Origin of the sequence: Achromobacter xylosoxidans (assembly GCF_014490035.1) — a bacterium.
Lineage (GTDB): Bacteria > Pseudomonadota > Gammaproteobacteria > Burkholderiales > Burkholderiaceae_B > Achromobacter > Achromobacter bronchisepticus_A.
Genome location: NZ_CP061008.1, coordinates 4,190,246 through 4,213,250 on the forward strand (window position 1 = coordinate 4,190,246; position 23,005 = coordinate 4,213,250).

The window sequence follows — 23,005 nt, forward strand, 5'->3', positions numbered from 1 at the left end:
GAATATAGAGTAATTATCTTTCTTCTGGAATAGTTCAAGATACGCCTCACCCCCCAATCCAACCGGAGATACGACATGAACACCCAGGCCACGCAACGCATCGCGCTCGTCACCGGCGGATCGCGCGGCATAGGCGCCGCCATCGTCCGCCGCCTGGCGCGCGACGGCCACGCCGTCGCCATCAACTACGCCTCCAGCGCCGCCGAGGCCGAAACCCTGGCCGATGACATCCGCGCGGCGGGCGGCCGCGCCCTGGCCGTGCGCGCCGACGTGTCGCGGTCGGACCAGGTACGCGCCATGTTCGACCAGGTGGAAGCGGAGCTGGGGCGCATCGACGTGCTGGTCAACAGCGCCGGCATCCTGAAGATGGTGCCGCTGGCCGAAACCAGCGACGAGCTCTACGACCAGACCTTCGGCATCAACACCCGCGGCACCTTCAACACGCTGCGCGAAGCCGCCACGCGGCTGGCCGACGGCGGCAGCATCGTCAACGTGTCCAGCACCACCATCGCGCTCAACCTGCCGAACTACTCCGTCTACATCGCCAGCAAGGCGGCGGTGGAAAGCCTCACCCAGGTGTTCGCCAAGGAATTGCGCGGCCGCCGCATCACCGTCAACGCGGTGGCGCCCGGCCCCGTCGCCACCGACCTCTTCCTCAACGGCAAGAGCCCCGAGCTGATCGAGCACTATGCCAAGATGCCGCCGCTGGAGCGCCTGGGCCAGCCCGATGACATCGCCAACGTGGTGTCGTTCCTGGCGGGCCCCGAGGCGGGCTGGGTCAACGGCCAGATCCTTCGCGCCAACGGCGGCGTCGCCTGACCTGGCGCATTCCAGAACCGCAAAACGCAAGCCCGCGCGCGGCCGCCCGGCCGCGCCATCCCTCATCCCTACGCATGAGCGCGCCGACTTCGGCGCACGCGCGGCGCATCGCCCCGATAGCCGCGAAATTGCGTGTACCCCTCATCCGTTTTACCCATGCCCCCATCGCCTGATGGGTTGAGCGGCTGCGTCCGCTCATCGCGTTTCTCCGTTGATCACTCGGGCCTTTGACTTACGGACAAGTCTGGCCAGCTGGACGAGTTTTGCATGAGACGAGAGCCGGAAGGTCTGTATTAGGCTGATCCCGTAGTACTCCGACTCACCTTGATCAATTGGACGAAAGTAAATGAATCAACTCATTCATCCGGATTGCCACCCCTTCACCGCCGCCGGCAACCTGAAGCAGCTCTCGGCGTTCTACGAGGAGGGACGTCGGGTCATGTGGATGATGCTGCGCGCTCAACCGCGTCCGTGCTTCAACCATGAACTGATCGACGAGATCATGACCCTGGCGCGCGCCGCCAAGGACTCTGGCCTGCCGATCGACTTCTGGGTCACCGGCTCGCTCGTTCCTCAGATCTACAACGTGGGCGGCGATCTGAATTTCTTCGCGGAAGCCATACGCACCGGCAAGCGCGAAGCGCTGCGGGCGTACGCCCGGGCTTGCGTGGATTGCGTGCATGCCGCCACCCGCGGCTTCGACACTGGCGCGATCTCGCTGGCGATGATCGAAGGCACCGCCCTGGGCGGCGGCTTCGAGGCCGCGTTGGCGCACCACTTCGTGCTGGCGCAGAACACCGCCCGCATGGGCTTTCCTGAAATGGCGTTCAACCTCTTCCCTGGCATGGGCGGCTACTCGCTGGTGGCGCGGCGCTCGGGCATGAAGCTGGCCGAAGAACTGATAGGCACGGGCGAATCCCACACCGCCGAATGGTTCCATGGCCGCGGCCTGGTCGACGTGCTGTTCGAGCCGGGCGACGCCTACAAGGCCACGCGCACCTTCATCGACGTGATGCGGCCCAAGCTCAACGGCATGCGCGCCATGCTGCGCGCGCGCCAGCGCGTGCTGAGCCTGTCGCGCTCGGAGCTGATGGACATTACCGAAGATTGGGTCGAAGCCGCGTTCTCGATCGACCCGAAGGACCGCGCCTACATGGAGCGCCTGGTGATGGCGCAGAACCGCCGCAGTTCTTCCAGCGCGGAGTCCGCGCTGGAAGCCACCATGCATTGATGCGGTAACGCGCTGCCGGCTGCGTCAGGCAATGAGATGCAGCCGGCGGCGCTGAGCCAGCCAGGCGGTGAACTCCGCCGCCGGCATGGGCTTGGCGTACAGGTAGCCCTGTTTGGCGTCCACGCCCAGGGTGTCGACGAACACGGCTTCTTCGGTCGTTTCCACGCCCTCGGCGATCACCTTGAGCTCCAGCGTGCGCGCCACCGCGACGATGGCGCGCGCCAGCGCCTGCGACACCGGGTTCTCGTTGACGCCGCGCACGAAGCTGGCGTCCAGCTTGATCGCGTCCAGCGGAATGCGGGCCAGCTGCGACAGCGAGGAATAGCCGGTGCCGAAGTCGTCCAGATGGACCCGCGCGCCAAGTTGGCGGAACTGCTTGATCAGTTCGATGGCGGCGCCTTCGTCGTCGATCAGGCAGCTTTCGGTCAGTTCGATGTCCAGCAGGCAGGGATCCAGGCTGGCGTCGCCGATGGCGCGCATGAAGTCGCTGACCACGCCCTTGTCATTCAACTGCCGCGCCGACATATTGATGGCGATGCGGATGTTCAGGCCGTCGCGCTTCCAGGCCGCGGCCTGCCTGGCCGCTTCACGCATGACCCATACGCCCAGCGGCGAGATCAGGCCCGACTCCTCGGCGTACGGAATGAAGACGGCGGGGCCGACCATGCCGCGTTCCGGCGAACGCCAGCGCACCAGGGCTTCGACCCCGTCGACCTCGCCATTGCGGCCGGCCAGCTTGGGCTGGTAGTACAGCATCAGATGGTCTTCGGCCAGCGCCTTGCGCAGATTGGTGTCCAGCCAGACGTAGTCCGCGTTGCGGCGGTCCATCTCGGGCTGGAACACGCGGTAGGTATGGCGCCCCGCTTCCTTGGCCACATACATGGCGATGTCGGCGCTGCGCACCACGCTGTCCAGGTCGGCGCCGTGCTCCGGATACATGGCGATGCCGATGGAGCAACTGGTGTAGACCTCGATCAGCCCCTGGCGGAAAGGCTCGCGCAGCCGTTCGATGATGCGCTGGGCGGTCGCCTCCAGCTCCCAGGTCTGCGCGGCCTCGTGCAGCACGATGAATTCGTCCCCGCCCAGCCGCGCCAGGGTCTGGCCTTCGGCGAGGCAGGACGAAATCGCGACCGCCACCGACTTCAACAGACGGTCGCCGAAGCCGTGGCCGTAGTGATCGTTGATGCGCTTGAAATTGTCCAGGTCCAGGAACAGCACGCCGCCCCGCCCGTCCTCGCCCGCCGCCAGCGCCGCCTTCAGCCGCGTCGTGATCGCGTGGCGGTTGGGCAGGTTGGTCAGCATGTCGGTATTGGCCAGCACCCGCAGGCGCTCCTGCGCCTGGCGTTCCTCGGTGATGTCGGTGCCCGAGCAGATCAGGTAGACGCGCTTTTCGCCGCTGCCGCTGGTGACGAACTTGTTGCGGAACAGGAAGAGGCGCGGCCCCTTGACCGTATTGATGAGGCGCTCGGCCTCGTAGGATTGCCCGCGCTTGTAGAACTCGGCGATATTGCGGCGCGAGGCGATCGCCTCTTCGCGCGTCATGAACATCTCGAACACGCTGCGGCCGATGATGTCCTGCTCGCGCTTGCCGGTGTATTCCTCGCTGAGCTTGTTGAAGCGCTGCACCCGGCCGTTCTGGTCGACGATGACGATGACCGAGTTGGCCTCGGACACCACGGTCTCGGCGAAGGACAGGCCTTCGACCAGATCCTTGGCCACGGATTCCGTATCGGAATGGGCGGACGCGGTGCCGGCCCATTCGTTGGGATTGATCTTGCGGCCCACCAGGTGGAGCCTGAGCATGTCGCCGTACAACGAGATGTCGATGCGCACGCTGGACGTGATGCCCGTCAGGCTGCGTATCGTCTCGGCTTGTTCCGGGCGCAATGCCATCGCGATATTGGCTGCGCCCTTGACTGCTGCAAGTTCGAACGCGTCGCTATCGGCGGACAGACGCCAATACGGACTATGCGTTCCGAAATGCGTGTACAGAATCGACTTTTCGTCCTGGTCGTCTGTCATTGTTATCCCCCTTCTGCCGTCCTGGGAAGGCCCGCAAACTACATTACGGCCTAGTCTATTCGGGGTCAACCACTGTATACAATCTCGCGAGAGCTTTATTGCGGTTTATTGCGTCCCTTTTGGCGGTTCATAGCGCAAAACTTTGCATGCACCTTTTTTCAGTGCGTATTCCTCAGTTTGCGCGCAAGCCTTGTTGCGTCTTTCGCGAGCGCGCGCACAAACAAAATCGCCGGAGGTTCCCGGCGGAACTTCCGGCGTGTGACGTATAGCCACAACTTTAGGGGTATTAATCCCCCTTCACGCCCGCTTCGTCGATGACCTTGGTCCAACGCGCCAGTTCGGCCGACACGCGGGCGCCGGCGTCGGCCGGCGTGGTCCAGGTGGCGATGGCGCCCTGGTTCAGCAGCGAGGCCTGGACCTCCGGCTTGGCCAGGATCTTCTTCAGCTCGCCATTCAAACGCTCGATCACCGGCGCCGGGGTATTGGCCGGCGCCACGATCCCGAACATCGAACTGACCTCGAAATCCTTCAGGCCGGCTTCGGCCGCGGTCGGCACGTCCGGCAGCGCGTCCACCCGTTGCGCCGACGTCACCGCCAGCGCGCGCAGCTTGCCGGCCTTGATGCTGCCCTGCGCCGCGGGCACGGTTTCGATCATGCTGAGCACCTGCCCGCCCATCAGGTCGGTCATGGCCGGGCCGCTACCCTTGTAGGGCACGTGCAGCACTTCCACGCCAGCGGTGCGCTTGAACATTTCGGCGGCCAGATGCTGCGGCGAACCGTTGCCGGCAGAACCCATGGTGATGTAGCCGGGCTTGGACTTGGCCAGCGCGATGAACTCGGCCAGCGTTTTCGCCTGCACCGACGGATTCACCACGAACACCAGCGGCACCGTGCCCACGATGGACACCGGCGCGAAGCTCTTCTCCACGTCATAGGTGACGCGGCCGCGGTACAGGGCGGCGTTGATGGAATGGCTGGTCAGCGCGCCCATCAGCAGCGTGTAGCCGTCGGGCTGCGCCTTGGCGACCTGGTCGGCGCCGATGTTGCCGGCGGCGCCCGCCCGGTTCTCCACGATCACCGACTGGCCCAGCGCGCCGGTCAGCTCCTGCGCCAGCACGCGGCCGATGACGTCGGTCGCGCCTCCGGGCGGGTACGGCACGATCATGCGGATGGGCTTGTCGGGGTAGGCGTCGGCGGCCAGGGCGGGAGCGGACATGCCGGCGCACAAGGCCAGCAGGGAAAACAACACGGCGCGGCGCGGCCGCAGACGCAGGTCTGACATGTAGGTCTCCTGCCGGGATGGGTATAGGAATGAAACGGACGCCCGGCTCGTCAACCGGGCCAGTGTAGGTTCGGCAACTTGATTGAAGAATCAGAATTTTTCTATCGACTGATCTATTAATAAGATCAATTAAACGGCACTGATAAATCGCTTGCGGGCGTTTTCAAAGGCTGGCTATGATGCCGTCATCAGATTATCAATAATATTATCGAGATCAAAAATGAAGGACGAGACCAAGAACCACGCAGCTGCGCCGGGCCCTTTCAGCAGTGACGGCGCCACGGCGCGCGGCGTGGCCCGCGGGCTCACCAACTACGGCGACACCGGCTTTTCGCTGTTCCTGCGCAAGGCCTTCATCAAGGGAGCGGGCTTGACCGACGACGCCTTGTCGCGCCCCATCATCGGCATCGTCAACACGAGCAGCAGCTACAACCCCTGCCACGGCAACGCCCCGCAACTGATCGAGGCGGTCAAGCGCGGCGTCATGCTGGCCGGCGGCCTGCCCATGGACTTCCCCACCATTTCGGTGCACGAGAGCTTCTCCCAGCCCACCAGCATGTACCTGCGCAACCTCATGTCCATGGACACCGAGGAAATGATCCGGGCCCAGCCCATGGACGCCGTGGTATTGATCGGCGGCTGCGACAAGACCGTACCGGCCCAACTGATGGGCGCGGCGTCCGCCGGCGTGCCCGCCATCCAGCTGGTCACGGGATCCATGCTGACCGGCTCGCACCGCGGCGAGCGCGTGGGCGCCTGCACCGACTGCCGCCGCTACTGGGGCCGCTACCGCGCCGAAGAGATCGACGCGGCCGAGATCTCGGACGTGAACAACCAGCTGGTCGCCAGCGTGGGCACCTGTTCCGTGATGGGTACGGCCAGCACCATGGCCTGCATCACCGAAGCCCTGGGCATGATGGTGGCCGGCGGCGCGTCGGCCCCGGCCGTCACCGCCGACCGCGTGCGCGTCGCCGAGAAGACCGGCGCCACCGCCGTGGCCATGGCCGCCTCGCGCCTGACGCCTGAGCGCATCCTCAACGGCAAGTCCATCGAGAACGCCCTGCGCGTGCTGCTGGCCATCGGCGGCTCCACCAACGGCATCGTGCACCTGACGGCCATCGCCGGCCGCCTGGGCATCGACATCGACCTGGCCGGACTGGACCGCATCAGCCGCGAAACGCCCGTGCTGGTCGACCTCAAGCCCTCCGGCCAGCACTACATGGAAGACTTCCACCACGCCGGCGGCATGCCGGCGCTGCTGCGCGAGCTGCGTCCCTACCTGCACCTGGACGCGCTGACCGTGTCGGGCCGCACGCTGGGCGAGGAACTCGACGACGCCCCGCCCGCTTTCCCGCAGGACGTGATCCGCACGGCGGCCTCGCCCATCTACCCCGTGGGCGGCCTGGCCGTGCTGCGCGGCAACCTGGCCCCCGGCGGCGCCATCATCAAGCAATCCGCCGCCAACCCCAAGCTGATGGAGCACGAAGGCCGCGCCGTGGTGTTCGAGGACGCCGAGGACATGGCGCGGCGCATCGACGACGAGGCGCTGGACGTCACCGCCGAAGACATCCTGGTGCTCAAGCGCATCGGCCCGACCGGCGCGCCGGGCATGCCCGAAGCCGGCTACATGCCCATCCCCAGGAAGCTGGCGCGCGCCGGCGTGAAGGACATGGTGCGCATCTCCGACGGCCGCATGAGCGGCACCGCCGCCGGCACCATCGTGCTGCACGTCACGCCCGAAGCCGCCATCGGCGGCCCGCTGGCCTACGTGCAGAACGGCGACCGCATCCGCCTGTCGGTGGCCAACCGCGAGATCGCGCTGCTGGTGGACGACGCCGAACTGGCGCGCCGCGCCGCGGCCCAGCCCATCGTCCGCCCCGTCGCCGAACGCGGCTACCGCAAGCTGTTCCTGCAGACCGTGACCCAGGCCGACCAGGGCGTGGACTTCGACTTCCTGCGCGCCGGCGTCACGCGCGACACCGTGCCCAAGAAGTAGGCGGCAAGCCCATGGACGCCCTCGCCCCCGACTCCGCGCCGGTACTGGCCCCGGACGCCGCGCAGGCCGCGGTCGCCATCCTGGAAGAAGACATCGTCTTCGGCCGGCTGCATCCGCGCCAGCGCCTGACCGAAGACGAACTCATGGCGCGCTTCTCGCTCAAGCGCCACGTGGTGCGCCAGGTGCTGGCCGACCTGGAGGCGCTCGGCGTGGTGGAGAAAAAGCGCAACATCGGCGCGGTCGTGCGCGCGTACGCGGTGCGCGAAGTCATGGAGCTGTACGCGCTGCGCCAGGTGCTGGAAGTGCATGCCGCCAGCCAGATCCCGCTGCCCGTGCCGCAGGCACGGCTGGCGGCGCTGGTGGCCGTGCAGCGTGAACACGATGCCGCGGTCGCCGATGGCGACGCGCGTCGCGTGTTCCGCAGCAACCAGCGCTTTCATCGCGAGTTCTTCAGCCTGCTGGACAACGCGGTGCTGGGCCAGGCCATCGAGGAATACGCCCGCCGCACCCACCCCATCCGCTTCGGCTCGCTGGCCGCCGCCGGCTACCGCGAACGCGCCCGCCAGGAACACTGGGCCATGATCCACGCGCTGCGGGATGGCGACCGGGAGGGGTTGATGGCGCTGTGCCGGGAGCATCTGCTGCCGTCGCGGGACGCTTATCTGGCGGCGGAACAGGCGCGGCTGGGCGCTTAGGCGGCCGCAACCGCCATTCTTGCCCATCGCGCGGGAGACCTCGACTTCCGTTCATGGACATGACGCCGCTACCCTCGTTCGTCATGTCCGCTTTCGGGCGGGCGGAGCGATCATTTCAGAACGTCCTATAGCCGCGTTGGCGGACGCTGGAACATCTGGCGCCCCGAGCCCGGCATTCTCTATGGCAGCTTCAAGTCCGCGGTACTTCCTTTCCAGTTGAACGCTCCGAAGCGAGCACATGCCCTCATTCCAAGCATGCACCATCTGTCTGGCGATCCATTTCCATCGCGGTTCATTCTTGGCCGCTTCTATGATCTCCTTGCCGACCTCCACAGCAGACTCACAGAGCTGTTCGACCATGTCCTGGTAGTCCCTGGGCGAGATATCCAGCCGAGCGGTGCAAAATCGCGAGAGCGCTTTGCCCGGCGACCAGGTCTTCCGGCCAGCCACGGCCAAGCCCGGCGCGCTGCTGAATTGTGGATACGCCTGGGTCGTCACCACGTCATACACCGGCGTGTAGCGCACATCCCCAAGGGTTGAGTAGTACACGGCAATGTTCTTGGCGTGGCAATCGGAGTTTCGCACGACGTAGTTTGCAAGCGTCTGCCAAGCAAACAGCAAGTTCTGCTGGCGTCTGATGGCAGACGGAATATATGCCCTGGTCGCGCTCAGCGCCCGTTCTGTCGACGGACTGTATTTTTCGTGCGGCGGCAGGCCGAGCAGATTGCAGGCGTCCTCCACCCCATAGGCAGGCCGTCCTTCAGTGTCCACATCGAAGCGATCCACCACCAGGATCCGTCCATCCGCGGACATCTGTGTTTGAACCACCGGCACAACGTTCAGGCGTGCGAGCACTTTCAATGTGTAGTGCTCGTTGAAACCCAGGAAGTCGGTCGCCTTATCCGAACCTTTGATGATGTGCTGGGCAGTGCGCAACGTCGTCTTGCCTGCGTCCTTCCCCGCGCCCAACCGTTCTTCTGGTGCAAGAAATTTTGGCACCACGCCTGATACCGCACTACGCGCGTAACGGCGCACCAGCTCTTCAAAAAGGGCAGCTGATTTCTCGGCGGTAAGCAGCTCGTCAATGTTCAACGGACTGAGGTCGACACCCGGCGCGGCACCTTCCACAGTCACGGCCACCCGGCCGATACCGGCCGCCCCGATCACGGCCAACAGTGAAAGATCAGTCCCATCCAGAAGAGGTCCGAACAGTTCGCGGATCACGCCGAGCAGGTAGCCTTCGGGCAGGTTCTGGCGAAAGAATGGATGCAGATCGCGTGGCCAACGCCACGCCTCTTGGCGTACCGGCATCGCCAGACTGACGAAACTGCTGTCCGGCGTGTCCGGCTCATATTGAAGAACATACTCGTCAGCCTCGCGATAGAGCTTGGCGACCTGCTGCCCGAGAACGTACACGTCCAGCCGCATAGCTCACTCTCCGCGTCGCTGTTCAGCAAGTATGTCTTCAACGGTCCGGCCATGGCCGCGCTTTACGAATTTGAGGTCATAACCCGCAGCATCCAGTAAACGAACCAGCGCGGACACACTCATGTCTCCACGCGCCACCGTTTCCATGCGCGTAACCGTCGTACGAGCAACGCCAGCGCGAGAGGCCAGTTCGTCTTGGGAAAGGCGATTCTGCTTACGGACGTTCTTCAGCATTTCCGCCACATCACCTAAAGTCGTCATTTGTAGCCCCTGGGCATCAAAACAAGGACATTCTATCCATTTTGTAGCCCAAAAGGCACAAAATGGATCGAACTAAACTATATGCGCCAGCCAACCATTCCGCTCCCCAGGGGCTACAAAATCAGGCCGACTCCCGGAATATGAGGCCCAGGGGCTACAAGGATGTAAGCCTCTCGCATCGTTCCTCTCTTCGCCACACCTACTCGCATTGCCTAAAATAGAATTCCCGTCCGGCACCGGACGAGGGCAAGTTCAATCTGAAGACCGCTCCGCGCGGCCGCTTTGGAGTCGAACATCATGAACACCACCCCTGGCGATCGTGTTTTCTCCGGATCCATTCCGCAGTTCTACCAGCGGTACATGGTTCCTCTCGTCTTCCAACCCTATGCGGCGGACATCGCCGCGCGAACGGCAGCGCTGCGCCCTTCCGCCGTGCTGGAGGTCGCCGCAGGCACCGGGGCGGTGACGCGCCAGCTCGCGGACCAATTGCCCGCTGGCGCGGCCATCGTCGCGACCGACCTGAATCCGGCCATGCTGGAACAGGCCCAGGCCCTGGGCACAAGCCGCGCCGTCACCTGGCGCCAGGCCGACGCCCTGAAGCTGCCGTTTGAGGACCAGACCTTCGATGCCGTGGTCTGCCAGTTCGGCTACATGTTCCTGCCGGACAAGGCCGCAGCCTACGCCGAAGCGCGCCGGGTCTTGCGGCCCGGCGGCGCCTTCCTGTTCAACGTCTGGGACCGCATCGAGGACAACGCGTTTGCCGACACGGTGGAGCAGGCCCTGGCTCGGCTGTTCCCCGGCGACCCGCCCCGGTTCATGAGCCGGATTCCCCATGGCTATTACGACGCGGCCGTCATCAGAGCCGACTTGGCCCGCGCCGGATTCACCGACCGGCAGACGCTGGAAACCGTTGCCTTCGAAAGCCGTGCGGACACGCCCCAAACGGCTGCCATGGCCTATTGCCAGGGTACGCCGTTGCGCAACGAGATCGAGGCCCGCGGCGCGGACATGCTGGATCAGGCCGTCAATGCGGCGGCCGACGCGCTGCGCGCGCGCTACGGCGCGGGTCCCATCACAGGAAGAATCCAGGCGCATGTCATCACGGCGCCGCGCGGCGCGTAGTGGCGGGTCCGGCGCCGCGTCGAGCCTGCGCCGGTTCCAGACTGTCATTTGTCCCCGCCGCGCCGCCCGGGTTAAGCTTGCAACCCTCTCCCCTTTCACCGGAGCACTCAGAGTGAACAAGTAAATGCCGGGATGCCCACGCGCATCTTGACTCCCCGCGCTGCCTGGCGCGCGAGCCGCATTGCTTGTTCCATTCTGATGTCTTGCAGGACCCGGCGCCCATCGGCGCGCCGCGGATTGCCCCCGCAAGGCTCAGGCTCGCGGATTCCGCGCATCGGCAGTTTTCCCCTTCACACAAGGAAAACGCAATGCCTGCGACTGACACCACCATCGATATCTATCAACACAACCGCGCTGCCTGGGACCGCCAGGCCGCGCAGCAATGCGCCTGGTCGCAACCGGTCGGCCCCGAAACGATCGAGGCCGCGCGCCGCGGCGACTGGCGGGTGCACATCACGCCGCGCGCCCTGCCCGCGGATTGGCTGCCGGCGATGACTCCGGCTCCGCGCATCCTGTGCCTGGCCTCCGCCGGCGGCCAACAGGCGCCCGTGCTGGCCGCCGCCGGCGCGGACGTGACCGTGTTCGACGCTTCGCCGCTGCAGCTGGCCCAGGACGAGATGGTCGCGCGCCGCGACGGCCTGGCGCTCGTAACCGCGCAGGGAGACATGCGGGATCTTTCGGCGTTCGCCGACGCGTCCTTCGACTGCATCGTGCATCCGATCTCCAACCTGTACGTGCCTGACGTGCGGCCCGTATGGCGGGAGTGCTTCAGGGTGCTGAAGCATGGCGGCAGGCTGCTCAGCAGCTTCTACAACCCGGTCGTGTTCGTCGGAGACCGCGCGCCGGAACTGGCCGAACAGGGTCTGATCCGGCCGCGCTTCCGGCTGCCCTACTCCGACCTGCGCGACCTGAGCGCATCGGAACTGGCGGAAAAGCAGGGCCGGGGCGACGCGCTGGTGTTCGGGCACAGTCTGGGCGAACAGATCGGCGGCCAGCTGGAAGCCGGATTCCTGTTGAAGGGATTCTATGAGGATGAGCAGCCTCAGCCGCGCTTCCTGATCGACCGTTTCCTGCCGACGTTCCTGGCCACACACGCGGTCAAGCCCTGAAAATCAAGGGGCGCCCCCTGGGCGCCCCTGCCGCATCACTTGAACGGATTGGCATCCGCGCCGTAGGCGCTGCCCCCGTAGCCGCTGCCTCCGACCTCCAGCGAAACCGAACTGGGATCGACGACGGCGGCCGTGCCCTTGTAGTGCATCACCATGCCCGGGAACGCCATCACCGCGGCCACCATCAACAGCTGGATCACGATGAACGGCACCGAACCCCAATAGATCTGTCCCGTGGTGACCGGCTCGATCATCTTGCCCGTGACCCGGTCCTTGTAGCGGTCGCGCGGCGCCACGGATCGCAGGTAGAACAGCGCGAAGCCGAACGGCGGGTGCATGAACGAGGTCTGCATGTTGACGGCCAGGATCACGCCGAACCAGATCAGGTCGATGCCCAGCTTGTCGGCGACCGGCCCCAGCAGCGGCACGATGATGAACGCCAGTTCGAAGAAGTCCAGGAAGAAGGCCAGCACGAAGGTCAGGATGCTGACCACGATCAGGAAGCCCCACTGTCCGCCCGGCAGGCCGGTCAGCAGATGCTCGACCCACAGGTCGCCGTTGACGGCGCGGAAGGTCAGGCCGAACACGGTGGAACCCACCAGGATGAACACCACGAAGCAGGACAGCTTGGTGGTCGTGTCCATGGCCTGCTTGAGCAGGTCCAGCGACAGGCGGCGGCGCGCCACCGCCATCAGGATGGCGCCCACCGCGCCCATGGCGCCGCCTTCCGTGGGCGTGGCCACGCCGATGAAGATGGTGCCCAGCACCAGGAAGATCAGCGCCAGCGGCGGGATCATCACGAAGGTTACGCGCTCGGCCAGGGCCGACAGCAGGCCCAGGCCCAGCGCCTTGTTGACCAGCGCGATGACGAAGGCCGTCGCGCCCCAGAACAGCAGCGCCACCACGATGCGCTCGTCCATCGGCGCGGTGTTGTTCTCGACCCAGAGTCCCAGGAAGTAGGCCGACACGGCGGAAATCGTCATCAGCACCAGCAGCGAACGTCCGCCGCGGCCGCCGTTCGGCTCCTGGAAGCGGCGCGCCTCTTCCGGCAGCGCTGGCGCCGAATCCGGCTTCAGCAGGCTCATGATGACGACGTAGACGATGTACAGGCCCGCCAGGATGAAGCCCGGCACCATGGCGGCGCGGTAGATGTCGCCGATGGAACGCCCAAGCTGGTCCGCCAGGATGATGAGCACCAGCGAAGGCGGAATGATCTGCGACAGCGTGCCGGACGCCGCGATCACGCCGCTGGCCAGTTTGCGGTCGTAGCCGTTGCGCAACATGATGGGCAGCGAGATCAAGCCCATGGAAATGACCGAGGCCGACACCACGCCCGTGGTCGCCGCCAACATCGCGCCCACGAAGACCACCGCGATGGCCAGGCCGCCACGGATCGAGCCGAACAGCTGGCCTATGGTCTCCAACAGGTCCTCGGCCATGCCGGATCGTTCCAGCACCAGGCCCATCAGCGTGAAGAACGGCACCGCCAGCAGCGTGTCGTTGGAAATGATGCCGAACACGCGCTGCGGCAGCGCCTGGAACAGCGAGGAGTTGAGCAGACCCAGCTCCATGCCGACCAGGCCGAACAGAATGCCGTTGGCCGCCAGCGCGAACGCCACCGGAAAGCCCAACAGAAGAAAGATAATCAGCGTCGCGAACATGATCGGCGCCAGATTGGCAATGAGAAACTCCATGATCAGCGGCCCTTCTTATCCAGTTCGTTCTGCGCGGCCGCTTCGCGCGCCTGCGCTTCGCGGGCAATTTCCTCGGCCAGTTCTTCTTCCGCGCTCTTGGCGCCTTCGCGTTCGCGCGGATCGCGGCAGCGTCCCATCAGGAAGCCCACGCACTTGATCAGGTGCGACACGCCGGCCAGCACCAGCAGCGCGAAGCCCACCGGAATCAGCAGCTTGACCGGCCAGCGGATCAGTCCGCCGGAATTGGAGGAATGCTCGTTGCTGAGGTACGAATCCATGAACACCGGCCAGGACAGGTACATGATCAGCAGGCAGGCGGGCAGCAGGAAGAACAGCACGCCGAAGATCTCGATCCCGATCTGGGCGCGGCGCGACAGCCGCGACGCAATGATGTCCACCCTGACGTGGTCGTTCTTCAGCAGCGTGTAGCCTGCGGTCAGCAGGAACATGGCGCCGAACATGTACCACTGCAGCTCCAGCCAGGCGTTCGAGCTGTCATGGAATATCTTGCGCATGATGGCGTTGCCGGCGCTCACCAGCACAACCAGCAGCGTGACCCAGGACACGGCCCGGCCCATGCGCAGATTGATCGCGTCTATGCCACGCGACAAGGCGAGTAGTGCTTGCATCTGTTTTCCCCAGAATCGTTTCTAATCACGCACCTGCCCCACATTCAGCCCGTGGTGCCCCGGGCTTGAACCTGTCAGTCGTCTTCGCGGTGGTGGCGCAGCCAGGGCGTCACGCGCCTTTCCAGCCACCCCAGCAAGGCGAACAGCAGCATGCCCATCAGGGCCAGCACGAAGATCGCGGCGAACACCCGCACCGTGTCGAAGGTGCCCTGGGCGCTCATGATCACGTAGCCCAAACCGCGCTGCGAGGAGACGAACTCGCCGACGATGGCGCCCACCAGCGCCAGCGAAATCGAGACCTTCATGCCCGCCAGGATTGAAGGCAGCGCGCTCGGCAGCCGCACCTTGAAGAAGAAATCGCGGCGCGAACCTTTCAGCACGCGGCCCAGGTCCAGCACGTCCTGCGGCACCGAACGCAGGCCGTGGACGGTGTCCACGATCATCGCGAACACGGCGATCAGGAAGGCAATGGCGATCTTGGGTTCGGCGCCCGTGCCCATCCAGATCACGAACAAGGGCGCGATGGCGACCTTGGGCACGCTGTTCAGGGCCACGATCAAGGGATAGATGAAGCGTTCGAACCAACGCGATCCCACCAGCATGACGGCGATCGCGACGCCGCCCACCACCGCCAGCGCAAAGCCGGCCAGCGTGGTCATCAGCGTATAGGCGGCATGGCCGGCGTACCAGCTCCATTCCGCGGCCAGCTCCAGCGCCACCTGGCCAGGCAGCGGCAGCATGATGGCGCGCACATGGAAAATCCGCGCCGCGGCTTCCCACAGCAGCAGGAAGACCAACACCGACACCAGCCCGGCCATGCGCCGGCCCGCGCCTTTCAAGAGCGCGCTCATTGGACGGACTCCACGCCGGACGCGGCGCGCGCGCCCTCGTCTATCAGGCCCATGCTCTGGAACATGCCGCGGATGTGCCGCACGTATTCGCCGAATTGCGGCGTCTCGCGCAGCGCCAGCGGCCGGGGCCGCGGCAGGTCGATTTCTATGGTTTCGAGGATGCGGCCCGGGCGCGGCGAGAACACCATCACCACGTCGCCCAGGAACACGGCCTCGGCGATGCCGTGCGTCACGAACAGCACCGTGTTGCGGGTTTCCATCCAGATCCGCTGCAGCTCGACGTTCATCTGGTCGCGCGTCAGCGCATCCAGCGCGCCGAAGGGTTCGTCCATGAGCAGCAGCTTCGGATCGTCCACCAGCGCCCGGCAGATGGCGGCGCGCTGGCGCATGCCGCCGGACAACTCGCGCGGGTAGCTCTCGGCGAACTTCTCCAGCCCGGTCAGGGCCAGCAGCGCGCGCACCTTGTCGGCATAGGCGGCCACCGGCTTGTGCGCGAATTCCACCGGCAGCAGGATGTTGCGGCGCACGCTGCGCCATTCCAGCAGCGCGTCGCGCTGGAACACCATGCCCATGCCGTCCGGCGGCCCCTGCACCGGCACGCCCTCCACCCGCAGCTCGCCGCTGGAGACAGTCTCCAGCCCGGCCACGCAACGCAGGAACGTGCTCTTGCCACAGCCGCTGGGTCCCAGGATGCTGACGAAGCGGCCGCGCGGCACGTCTACCGACACCGACGCCAGCGCTTCGACGCCTGCCGCGCCCGGGTAGCGCTTGCGCACGTCCTTGGCGGACACGGCCCATTGCGTCATGGCTGCACCAGGCTGTCGTAGCGTTCCGGATGCACCAGGTCGGGCGCATAGAACGTGGCGGGCTGCGCGCTGGCGCTGATCAGCCCGACCGTCGACAAGGTCGTTACGGCCTGCGTCCAGTCCTGCGGCACGATGGCGCCCAGCCGCGCGCCCGCCGCCGGCTGGCCGAAGTACGGCTGCAAGGCGTCGATCTGCCCGCGCAGCACCTTCTTGTCCAGCCGCGCCTGCGGCCGCTGCGCCAGGATGGCGGCAACCGCCTCGTCCTGGTGTCCCGCGTAGATGTACTCCCAGGCCCGCGCGCTGACGCTGGCAAAGCGCGCGATGGCATCGCGCCGCTGTGCCAGCTTGGACTCATTGGCGAACAGGCCGAAGCTGGGCATGTTCAGGCCGTAATCGGCGAAGCGCACCGCGCTGGACGGGCGGTTCTGCGACACCACGGGCAGGAAGAACGGAATGGTGGAGAATGCCGCGTCGGCCCGCCCCACGGCATAGGTCGACGCCTTGCTGGCGGCATCCACGTTGATGAGTTCCAGATCGCTCTTCTTGAGCTTGCCCGCGGCCAGGAAGGCGTCGATGAACGGCGCTTCCAGCGAGCCCGCCGTATAGGCCACCTTCTTGCCCTTGAGCTGCGCCGGGCCGGTGATGCCGGCGTCGGCCGGGACCAGCAGCCCGATATCGCTCTGCCGGGCGAACACGGCCACGGCCTTGACCGGCATGCCTTTCTCGCGGGCGATCATGGCCGAAGCCAGGGCGGCATGCCCCAGGTCGAAGCTGTCGCCGGCGCCGACGATCTGCACCGTCGTGACGGATCCGTTGCCGTCTTCCAGCGTCACGTCCAGGCCGGCCTGCTTGTACCAGCCTTTCTGCTGCGCCAGGTGGAACGCGCCGTGCACGCCCCAGGGCGTCCAGTCCAGCCGCACCTTCAAAGGTTCCAAAGCCTGGGACCAGGCGGGCGCGCTGAGCGCGACAGCGGCCAGGCCCAACAATGCGTTGCGCCAGTTTCTTGCGAATACCGCGAGCATGATTTTCCCCGTTATGTGTCGACACTGTGCGGCCGCGCCCGCGGCCGCCGGTACCACGCGTGTTCAGCCGCCGCGGCCGAACCACCGCTTGATGCGCGCCCACAGCACGCTGAAGAACATGGCCGTGGGATTGAAACTGGCCTGGACCGGCGCTTCGCCCGCGGCGGCGGGCCGGCGCAGCCGGGCGGTAACGTTGTTGCCGAAATCCGCGATCATGCGGCGCACGAAGTCCTGCACCAGGCCGGAACGCGAGAACTGCGCCAACGGTCCCTGCAGCGAATACAGCAGGTTCACGTGGACCTGCGTTTCCGTAGGCGACAGCGCCTCCACGCGATACGTGATGTCGCCGTTGGCGCGCGACTGGCTGAGCGAGTCCTGCCCTGCCCCGCGGAACACCGCCTGCATGGCCGCGTCGTCGCGTTCCAGGCGGGCCGCGCCATTGAAGGCGGCGGACATGGGGCCGAACTTGATCGCGATCTTGCCCTTGACCCGGTCGCCCTCGTGTTCCTCGATCGAGGCGCCCGGCAGGCAGCTGGCCAGGGCCGGCAGATCCACCATGAAGGCCCAGACCTCCGCAGCCGGGAAAGGCACCTTGAAGCCGCCGTCGATCTGGCTGCCACGGCCTTCCTTCTTGCCTTCCTTCCTACCGGCCGGAGCGGCTGCCGGAGCCGGCGCCGCAGCGGCGCTTGCAGCCGGATGGCTGGCCGCGGCCGGCGTGAACCCCGCGAACGCCACCGGCTTTTCCGCCGCAGGCGCGGCGCCGCGGCCCTGCGCCTGGGCGGCGCGCAGCGCCTCTACCGCGGGGTCGGGTTGTTCCCGGAGCTCGGCCAGCACCGACATGACGGCGGCGACGATGCCCATGTAGCCGGTGCAGCGGCACAGATTGCCGGACAGCTCGACACGCACCCGGCCTTCATCCGCATCCGGCAAGCGCAGCACGATATCGCGCGAGGTCGCCAGCATGCCCGGGGTACAGTAACCGCATTGCAAGGCGTGGTGCCTGGTAAAGGCGGCGCGCAGCCGCTGCATCACCGGATCGGCGTCATAGCCTTCGATGGTGGTCACCTGCCGGCCTTCGCAGGCCACTGCGAAGGAGATACAGGAGCGCACCGGCGCGCCATCCACCAGCACCGTGCAGGCGCCGCAGACGCCGTGCTCGCAGCCAAGATGGGTGCCGGTCAGGCGCGCCTGATCCCGCAGGAAATCCCCCAGATGCATGCGCGCTGGCGCCTCGTGCGACACGCGCTTGCCGTTTACTTCCAATGTCACCTGAACCATGCTCATTCCTGTCAACCCAAGGCCTGCGCCAGGCAGCGCGTCACCGCGGTCCCGTGCAGCTTGCGATGGTGTTCATCCTTGTCCTGCATGACGCCGGCCAGCTCGCTGGCCAGCAGCGCTTCATCCAGGCCCGCCAGTCCGTGCTGCGCGATGCGCGCGGCCAGTTGGGGCAGCAATCTGGGCGCGCCGTCCAGGGCCCCCACCGCGATGCGCGCCGTCTTCGAGGACGGATCGAACCACGCGGCGCAACTGGCCTCGGCGAATTCGCCGGTCTTGCGGCAGAACTTGTAGTAGCCCCAGCGCGCCTGCGGCCCGGCTTCCGGGATGTGCACCGCGGCGATCAGCTCGTCTTCGCGCAGCCCGGTGGTGTAGGCGCCCTGCATGTAGTCTTCCGCCGGCAGCATGCGCACGCCGTCCGGCCCGGCGATCTCCAGCGTCGCGCCCAGGCCGACCACGGTCAGCACCCAGTCGGCGGCCGGATCGGCATGCGCCAGGCTGCCGCCCAGCGTGCCGCGGTTGCGGATGGCGCGATAGGCGATGCCCGGCGCCACCTGCTGCATGGGCGTCCCGCGCAACAGTTCGTGCACGCCGTCCTCGATCTCGGCATGGGTCACGGCCGCGCCGACGCGCAGCCTGCCATCCTGCCGCGAGACCGTGCGCAGTTCGGACAAGCCGGAGATGTCGATGACGACGGGCGGACGCGCCAGGCGCAGGTTCAACATGGGGCCCAGCGATTGGCCGCCGGCCATGAGCTTGGCGCGGCCCTCGTGCCCGCGCAGCGCCTGCAAGGCGTCCTGCAGCGTGTCCGGGCGGGAATATTCGAATGCGGCGGCCTTCATGCCGTCACCTCCGCGGCGACGGTTGCGGTTTTGCGGCTGCCCTGAGCGATGGCGGCCAGCACCCGGGTCGGAGACAAGGGCGTGCGCAGCAGTTCGGCCGCGCCCAACGGCCGCAGCGCGTCGTTGACCGCATTGAACAGCACCGCCGGCGGCGCGATGGCGCCGCCCTCGCCCATGCCCTTGGCGCCGAATTCGGTATGCGGCGACGGCGTCTCGAAGTGGTGCAGGCGCATGTTCGGAACCTCGGTGGCCCCAGGCAGCATGTAGTCCGCCAGGGTCGAAGCCAGCGGCTGGCCGTTGTCGTCGTAAGGCGTTTCCTCGTAGAACGCGGTGCCTATGCCCTGGGCCACGCCGCCTATGGTCTGGCCTTCGACCACCATGGGGTTGATCATGGTCCCGCAGTCCTCCACCACTACATAATCCAGAATTTCCACGCCGCCCGTGCCCGGGTCCACCGCCACCACCGCCGCATGGGTGGCGTAGGTGAAACAGCCGGTGTCGACCTTGGGCTTGTAGCCCACGGTGACTTCCAGGCCGGCGGGGTCCACGTCGGGCGGCAGCAATTGCGGCCGCAAGTACCATGCGTCGGCCACGTCCTTGACCGACACCGATTTGCCGCCGGCTTCCAGCCGGTCGCCGTTCCAGGCCACGCTGGCGGGGTCGGCCTGCAGCAGATGCGCGCCGATATGCGTGAGCCGCGGCAGCAGGCGCTTGCAGGCCTGCGACACGGCGCCGCCGGACATCACCAGCGAACGCGAGGCGTAGGTCCCGGTGGAAAACGGCGTCTGCCCCGTATCGCCGTGCAGCAGCTTGATGCTGGCGACGTCCACGCCCAGGATCTCATTGGCGATCTGGGCGAAGGTGGTTTCCATGCCCTGCCCGTGCGAATGCACGCCGACCCGCAGTTCCAGCCCGCCGTCCGGCGTGACCCGCGCGGTCGCCTGGTCGAAGCCCGGGATCACGGGCGTGCCCCAGGCGGCGAACACCGAAGTGCCGTGCGCGGCCTGCTCGGTGTACGTCGCCAGGCCCACGCCGATGAGGCGGCCGTCCGCCTCGCCCTGGCGCTGACGCTCGCGGACGGCGTCCACCCCTATCATGTCCATGGCCTGCTGCAGGCTGGCCGGATAATCGCCGCTGTCCAGGTGCTTGCCGGTGACGTTGACATAGGGCATCTGCTCGCCCTGCACCAGGTTCTCCTGGCGGATTTCCCAAGGCTCGCGTCCGACCTCGCGGGCGATCGCGTCCATCGTCAGCTCCATGGCGAAACACACGCCGGTGCGCGCCACGCCGCGATACGGCACGAAGCCCGGCTTGTTGGTGGCCACCGCCCTCGTCACGCAGCGATAGCCCTTGAATGCATAAGGTCCCGGCAGGTTGCCGATGGCCTGGCCCGGTTCCAGGCCGATGGTGAACGGCCAGACCGAATAGGCCCCGCCGTCGATGGTGATCTTGGCGTCCAGCGCCAGCAGCTTGCCGCGGCGGTCGGCGTAGGCCACCATTTCATAATGGTGCTCGCGCGAATTGGCGCCCGCGGTCAGGTGTTCGCGGCGGTCTTCGATGAAGCGGAACGGCTTCTTGAAGGTCTTGGCCAGCCAGGCCACGCACAGCTCTTCCTGCTGCAGCACGCACTTGTAGCCGAAGGCGCCACCCACGTCCGGCGACACCACCCGCACCCGGCCCTGCTCCAGGTCCAGGCACTGCGCCAGCACGCTGCGGATCATGTGCGGCACCTGGGTCGCGCTGACCACCACCAGCTGGTCGGCCTGATGGTCCCAGTAGGCCAGCACGGCCTTTCCTTCCATCGGCACCATGCATTGCCGCGACAGGTCGATCTTGCGGCGCACGACCACGTCGGCCTGCGCCGCCAGCTCGTCGAACTGCTTGTCGACGTTGAGCGTGACGAAGACATTGTCGCGCCACTGCTCGTGCACGAAATCGCCCTGGGCGGCCTGGGCGCTGACGACGTCCGCATACACCGGCAGATCGTCGTAGTCGACCTCGATCATCTCGGCGTAGTCCTCGGCTTCGGCGCGGGTCGGCGCGAACACCATGGCCACGGGCTCGCCCACGAAGCGCACCTTGCCCGAGGCCAGCGGCGGCTGGGCCGAGACCTGGTAGCTGGGCAAGGTGGAATCCGCCACGATGTCGCGCGCGTCGGCCATGGCCTGACGCACAAACGCCTTGTCCGCGATCTGCTCGGCCACGCGCACCGAGGCAATGCGCGCATGCGCCAGCGGACTGCGCAGGAAAGCCACCTCGCAGAGACCGGGCATGGCCATGTCGGCCACGAAATTGCCCTTGCCGTGCAGATGGCGCGCGTCCTCCTTGCGCGGCACCCGCGCGCCTACTCCCTGCGGCTTGCCTGGCCGGCCGTGCGTATCGGCGTTTGCTGTCGTCATGACTACCCTTTATCTCCTGCTTGTTACTTGGCCTGGGCCTTCGCCACGGCGGCGAAGGTGTAGTTGTCCAGCGGGCTTTCAGCCACGCGGAACCAGGCCGCCTGCTCGGCCTGGAATTTCTTCCAATCGGGGAAGATGGCGGCAAAGTCCGGGTTCTTGGCCGAGAGCTCGACCCACAGTTCCTGCGAGGCGTTGTACGCCGCGTCCATCACTTCCTTGGGGAAGAAGCTGACCTTGGCGCCGCCGGCAATCAGCTTGCGCAGCGCCAACGGATTGCGCGCATCGTAATTGGCCAGCATGCGCATGGTCTGCTCGCCGGCCGCCGCCTCGAACGCGGCCTGGTAGGCCGGCGGCAGGGCTTCCCATGCCTTGTCGTGCACCATGCTGGTGATCGAGGCGCTGCCTTCGAACCAGCCCGGCGAGTAGTAGTACGGCGCCACCTTGTTGAAGCCCAGCTTCTCGTCGTCGTAGGGGCCGATCCATTCGGCCGCGTCGATGGTGCCCTTTTCCAGCGCGGGATAGATGTCGCCCGGCGGGATCTGCTGCGGCACCGCGCCCAGCTTGGACAGCACCATGCCGCCGATGCCGCCGATGCGCATGTTCAGGCCCTTCAGGTCGGCGACGGACTTGATTTCCTTGCGGTACCAACCGCCCATCTGCACGCCGACGTTGCCACAGACGTGGTTGACGATGTTGTACTTCTTGTAGAGCGCGCGCAGCATCTTCAAGCCGCCGCCGTAGGCGATCCAGGCGTTGTGCTGGCGCGCGCTCAGGCCGAAGGACAGGCCGGTGTCGAACGTCAGGGCGGTGTTCTTGCCGATGTAGGCCGTGCTCAGCACGTGGTTGCATTCCACCGTGCCATTGCTGACCGCGTCCATGTTCTGCGCCGCGGGCACCAGTTCGCCGCCGGGAAAGGCGCGGATCTCGAACTTGCCGTCGGTCAGCTGCGCCACGCGCTTGCAGAGTTCTTCGGCCGAGCCGTAGATGGTGTCCAGGCTCTTGGGCCAGCTGGTGGACATGCGCCAGCGCACCGACGGCGCGGATTGCGCCACGGCAGGCATGCCCACAGTGGCGAGGCCCGCGCCGGCTGCGCCGGCGGCTTGTGCGAGGAAACGGCGTCGTTGCATTCATTGCTCCCGATCTGGTTCGATTGAGTCCCCTTGGACCCGCCTCAACTCATGCCAACGCCACTCGCGTACACCCGAAAAAAACGTTAGCACACTGAATTGTTGATCAGCATACTGACAGTAATTTTGAGTGTCAACAAGGTAAATCCCCACTGCCGACGCCCGCGAAACGCCTGGGTTTGCACTCATTTCGGCGAATTTTTTTCACGGGTCCGAGGGCTATTTGCGGGTACTCCTTACATATAGCGGACGGCCGCGATTGTGGGCTGCGAACGCCGTGCATAATAGGCCCCCGCCGCCGCCCTTCGACCCGCCGCCTGTCGGGGAAATCCCTAGCTCCTGACTTGTTTTTTTAGGCAGTACACTGACGACAATTACTCAGCATACTGACGAGC

Annotated in this window: 19 protein-coding genes; 6 read left to right on the forward strand and 13 right to left on the reverse strand. The window is 66.2% G+C overall.

Features of this window, described 5'->3' with window-relative positions:
- The first annotated feature begins 75 nt into the window (after positions 1–75).
- Entirely contained in the window at positions 76–819 is a 744-nt protein-coding gene (locus tag IAG39_RS19450; protein WP_059378479.1) for an SDR family oxidoreductase, read from the forward strand.
- A gap of 346 nt (positions 820–1,165) precedes the next feature.
- Positions 1,166–2,050 carry a crotonase/enoyl-CoA hydratase family protein gene (locus tag IAG39_RS19455; RefSeq protein WP_054459094.1) on the forward strand — a complete coding sequence of 295 codons (885 nt, stop codon included), beginning with the start codon at positions 1,166–1,168 and terminating at the stop codon, positions 2,048–2,050.
- Between the two features lie 24 nt (positions 2,051–2,074).
- On the opposite strand, the gene pdeR is transcribed toward IAG39_RS19455, so the two are convergent.
- Together pdeR and IAG39_RS19465 are read right to left on the reverse strand one after the other, a co-directional pair.
- Positions 2,075–4,072, reverse strand: a complete 1,998-nt coding sequence (gene pdeR, locus IAG39_RS19460; protein WP_059378477.1) for a cyclic di-GMP phosphodiesterase — start codon at positions 4,070–4,072, stop codon at positions 2,075–2,077.
- 286 nt (positions 4,073–4,358) lie between these two features.
- Positions 4,359–5,354 carry a Bug family tripartite tricarboxylate transporter substrate binding protein gene (locus IAG39_RS19465; protein ID WP_059378475.1) on the reverse strand — a complete coding sequence of 332 codons (996 nt, stop codon included), beginning with the start codon at positions 5,352–5,354 and terminating at the stop codon, positions 4,359–4,361.
- Between the two features lie 220 nt (positions 5,355–5,574).
- Between IAG39_RS19465 and IAG39_RS19470 the strand changes: the two genes are divergently transcribed.
- Positions 5,575–7,350, forward strand: a complete 1,776-nt coding sequence (locus IAG39_RS19470; protein ID WP_165867924.1) for an IlvD/Edd family dehydratase — start codon at positions 5,575–5,577, stop codon at positions 7,348–7,350.
- Between the two features lie 11 nt (positions 7,351–7,361).
- Positions 7,362–8,045: a GntR family transcriptional regulator gene (locus IAG39_RS19475; protein WP_118933884.1), complete on the forward strand. Its 684-nt coding sequence runs from the start codon at positions 7,362–7,364 to the stop codon at positions 8,043–8,045.
- 81 nt (positions 8,046–8,126) lie between these two features.
- On the opposite strand, the gene IAG39_RS19480 is transcribed toward IAG39_RS19475, so the two are convergent.
- Entirely contained in the window at positions 8,127–9,473 is a 1,347-nt protein-coding gene (locus IAG39_RS19480; RefSeq protein ID WP_118933885.1) for a type II toxin-antitoxin system HipA family toxin, read from the reverse strand.
- A gap of 3 nt (positions 9,474–9,476) precedes the next feature.
- Positions 9,477–9,734, reverse strand: a complete 258-nt coding sequence (locus tag IAG39_RS19485) for a helix-turn-helix domain-containing protein (RefSeq protein WP_013393124.1) — start codon at positions 9,732–9,734, stop codon at positions 9,477–9,479.
- Positions 9,735–10,031: 297 nt separating this feature from the next.
- Between IAG39_RS19485 and IAG39_RS19490 the strand changes: the two genes are divergently transcribed.
- Together IAG39_RS19490 and IAG39_RS19495 are read left to right on the forward strand one after the other, a co-directional pair.
- The gene (locus tag IAG39_RS19490; RefSeq protein WP_118933886.1) at positions 10,032–10,856 is read left to right on the forward strand and encodes a class I SAM-dependent methyltransferase; all 825 of its coding nucleotides are present in this window, start codon (positions 10,032–10,034) and stop codon (positions 10,854–10,856) included.
- Positions 10,857–11,164: 308 nt separating this feature from the next.
- On the forward strand, positions 11,165–11,965 hold the full coding sequence (locus IAG39_RS19495) for a class I SAM-dependent methyltransferase (protein ID WP_118933887.1): 801 nt from the start codon (positions 11,165–11,167) through the stop codon (positions 11,963–11,965).
- Positions 11,966–12,000: 35 nt separating this feature from the next.
- On the opposite strand, the gene IAG39_RS19500 is transcribed toward IAG39_RS19495, so the two are convergent.
- The 9 genes from IAG39_RS19500 to IAG39_RS19540 form a co-directional block, all read right to left on the reverse strand.
- Positions 12,001–13,659, reverse strand: coding sequence for a TRAP transporter large permease subunit (locus IAG39_RS19500; RefSeq protein ID WP_059378465.1), 1,659 nt, complete (start codon positions 13,657–13,659; stop codon positions 12,001–12,003).
- A gap of 2 nt (positions 13,660–13,661) precedes the next feature.
- Positions 13,662–14,288: a TRAP transporter small permease subunit gene (locus IAG39_RS19505; RefSeq protein ID WP_118933888.1), complete on the reverse strand. Its 627-nt coding sequence runs from the start codon at positions 14,286–14,288 to the stop codon at positions 13,662–13,664.
- Between the two features lie 74 nt (positions 14,289–14,362).
- On the reverse strand, positions 14,363–15,139 hold the full coding sequence (locus IAG39_RS19510; RefSeq protein ID WP_118933889.1) for an ABC transporter permease: 777 nt from the start codon (positions 15,137–15,139) through the stop codon (positions 14,363–14,365).
- Positions 15,136–15,945 carry an ABC transporter ATP-binding protein gene (locus IAG39_RS19515; RefSeq protein WP_059378461.1) on the reverse strand — a complete coding sequence of 270 codons (810 nt, stop codon included), beginning with the start codon at positions 15,943–15,945 and terminating at the stop codon, positions 15,136–15,138. Before IAG39_RS19515 ends, IAG39_RS19510 begins: the two co-directional genes overlap by 4 nt.
- A complete protein-coding gene (locus tag IAG39_RS19520) occupies positions 15,942–16,967 on the reverse strand; it encodes an ABC transporter substrate-binding protein (RefSeq protein WP_059378459.1) in 1,026 nt (341 codons plus the stop codon). The genes IAG39_RS19515 and IAG39_RS19520 overlap by 4 nt, the downstream gene beginning before the upstream one ends.
- A 63-nt stretch (positions 16,968–17,030) precedes the next feature.
- Positions 17,031–18,251 (reverse strand): xanthine dehydrogenase family Fe-S subunit, encoded by a 1,221-nt coding sequence (locus IAG39_RS19525; RefSeq protein WP_118933890.1) that lies wholly within the window; start codon positions 18,249–18,251, stop codon positions 17,031–17,033.
- 5 nt (positions 18,252–18,256) lie between these two features.
- The gene (locus IAG39_RS19530; RefSeq protein ID WP_118933891.1) at positions 18,257–19,084 is read right to left on the reverse strand and encodes an FAD binding domain-containing protein; all 828 of its coding nucleotides are present in this window, start codon (positions 19,082–19,084) and stop codon (positions 18,257–18,259) included.
- Positions 19,081–21,483, reverse strand: a complete 2,403-nt coding sequence (locus IAG39_RS19535) for a xanthine dehydrogenase family protein molybdopterin-binding subunit (RefSeq protein WP_118933892.1) — start codon at positions 21,481–21,483, stop codon at positions 19,081–19,083. The genes IAG39_RS19530 and IAG39_RS19535 overlap by 4 nt, the downstream gene beginning before the upstream one ends.
- Positions 21,484–21,506: 23 nt before the next feature.
- On the reverse strand, positions 21,507–22,610 hold the full coding sequence (locus IAG39_RS19540; protein ID WP_059378455.1) for a TRAP transporter substrate-binding protein: 1,104 nt from the start codon (positions 22,608–22,610) through the stop codon (positions 21,507–21,509).
- Between the last annotated feature and the right edge of the window lie 395 nt (positions 22,611–23,005).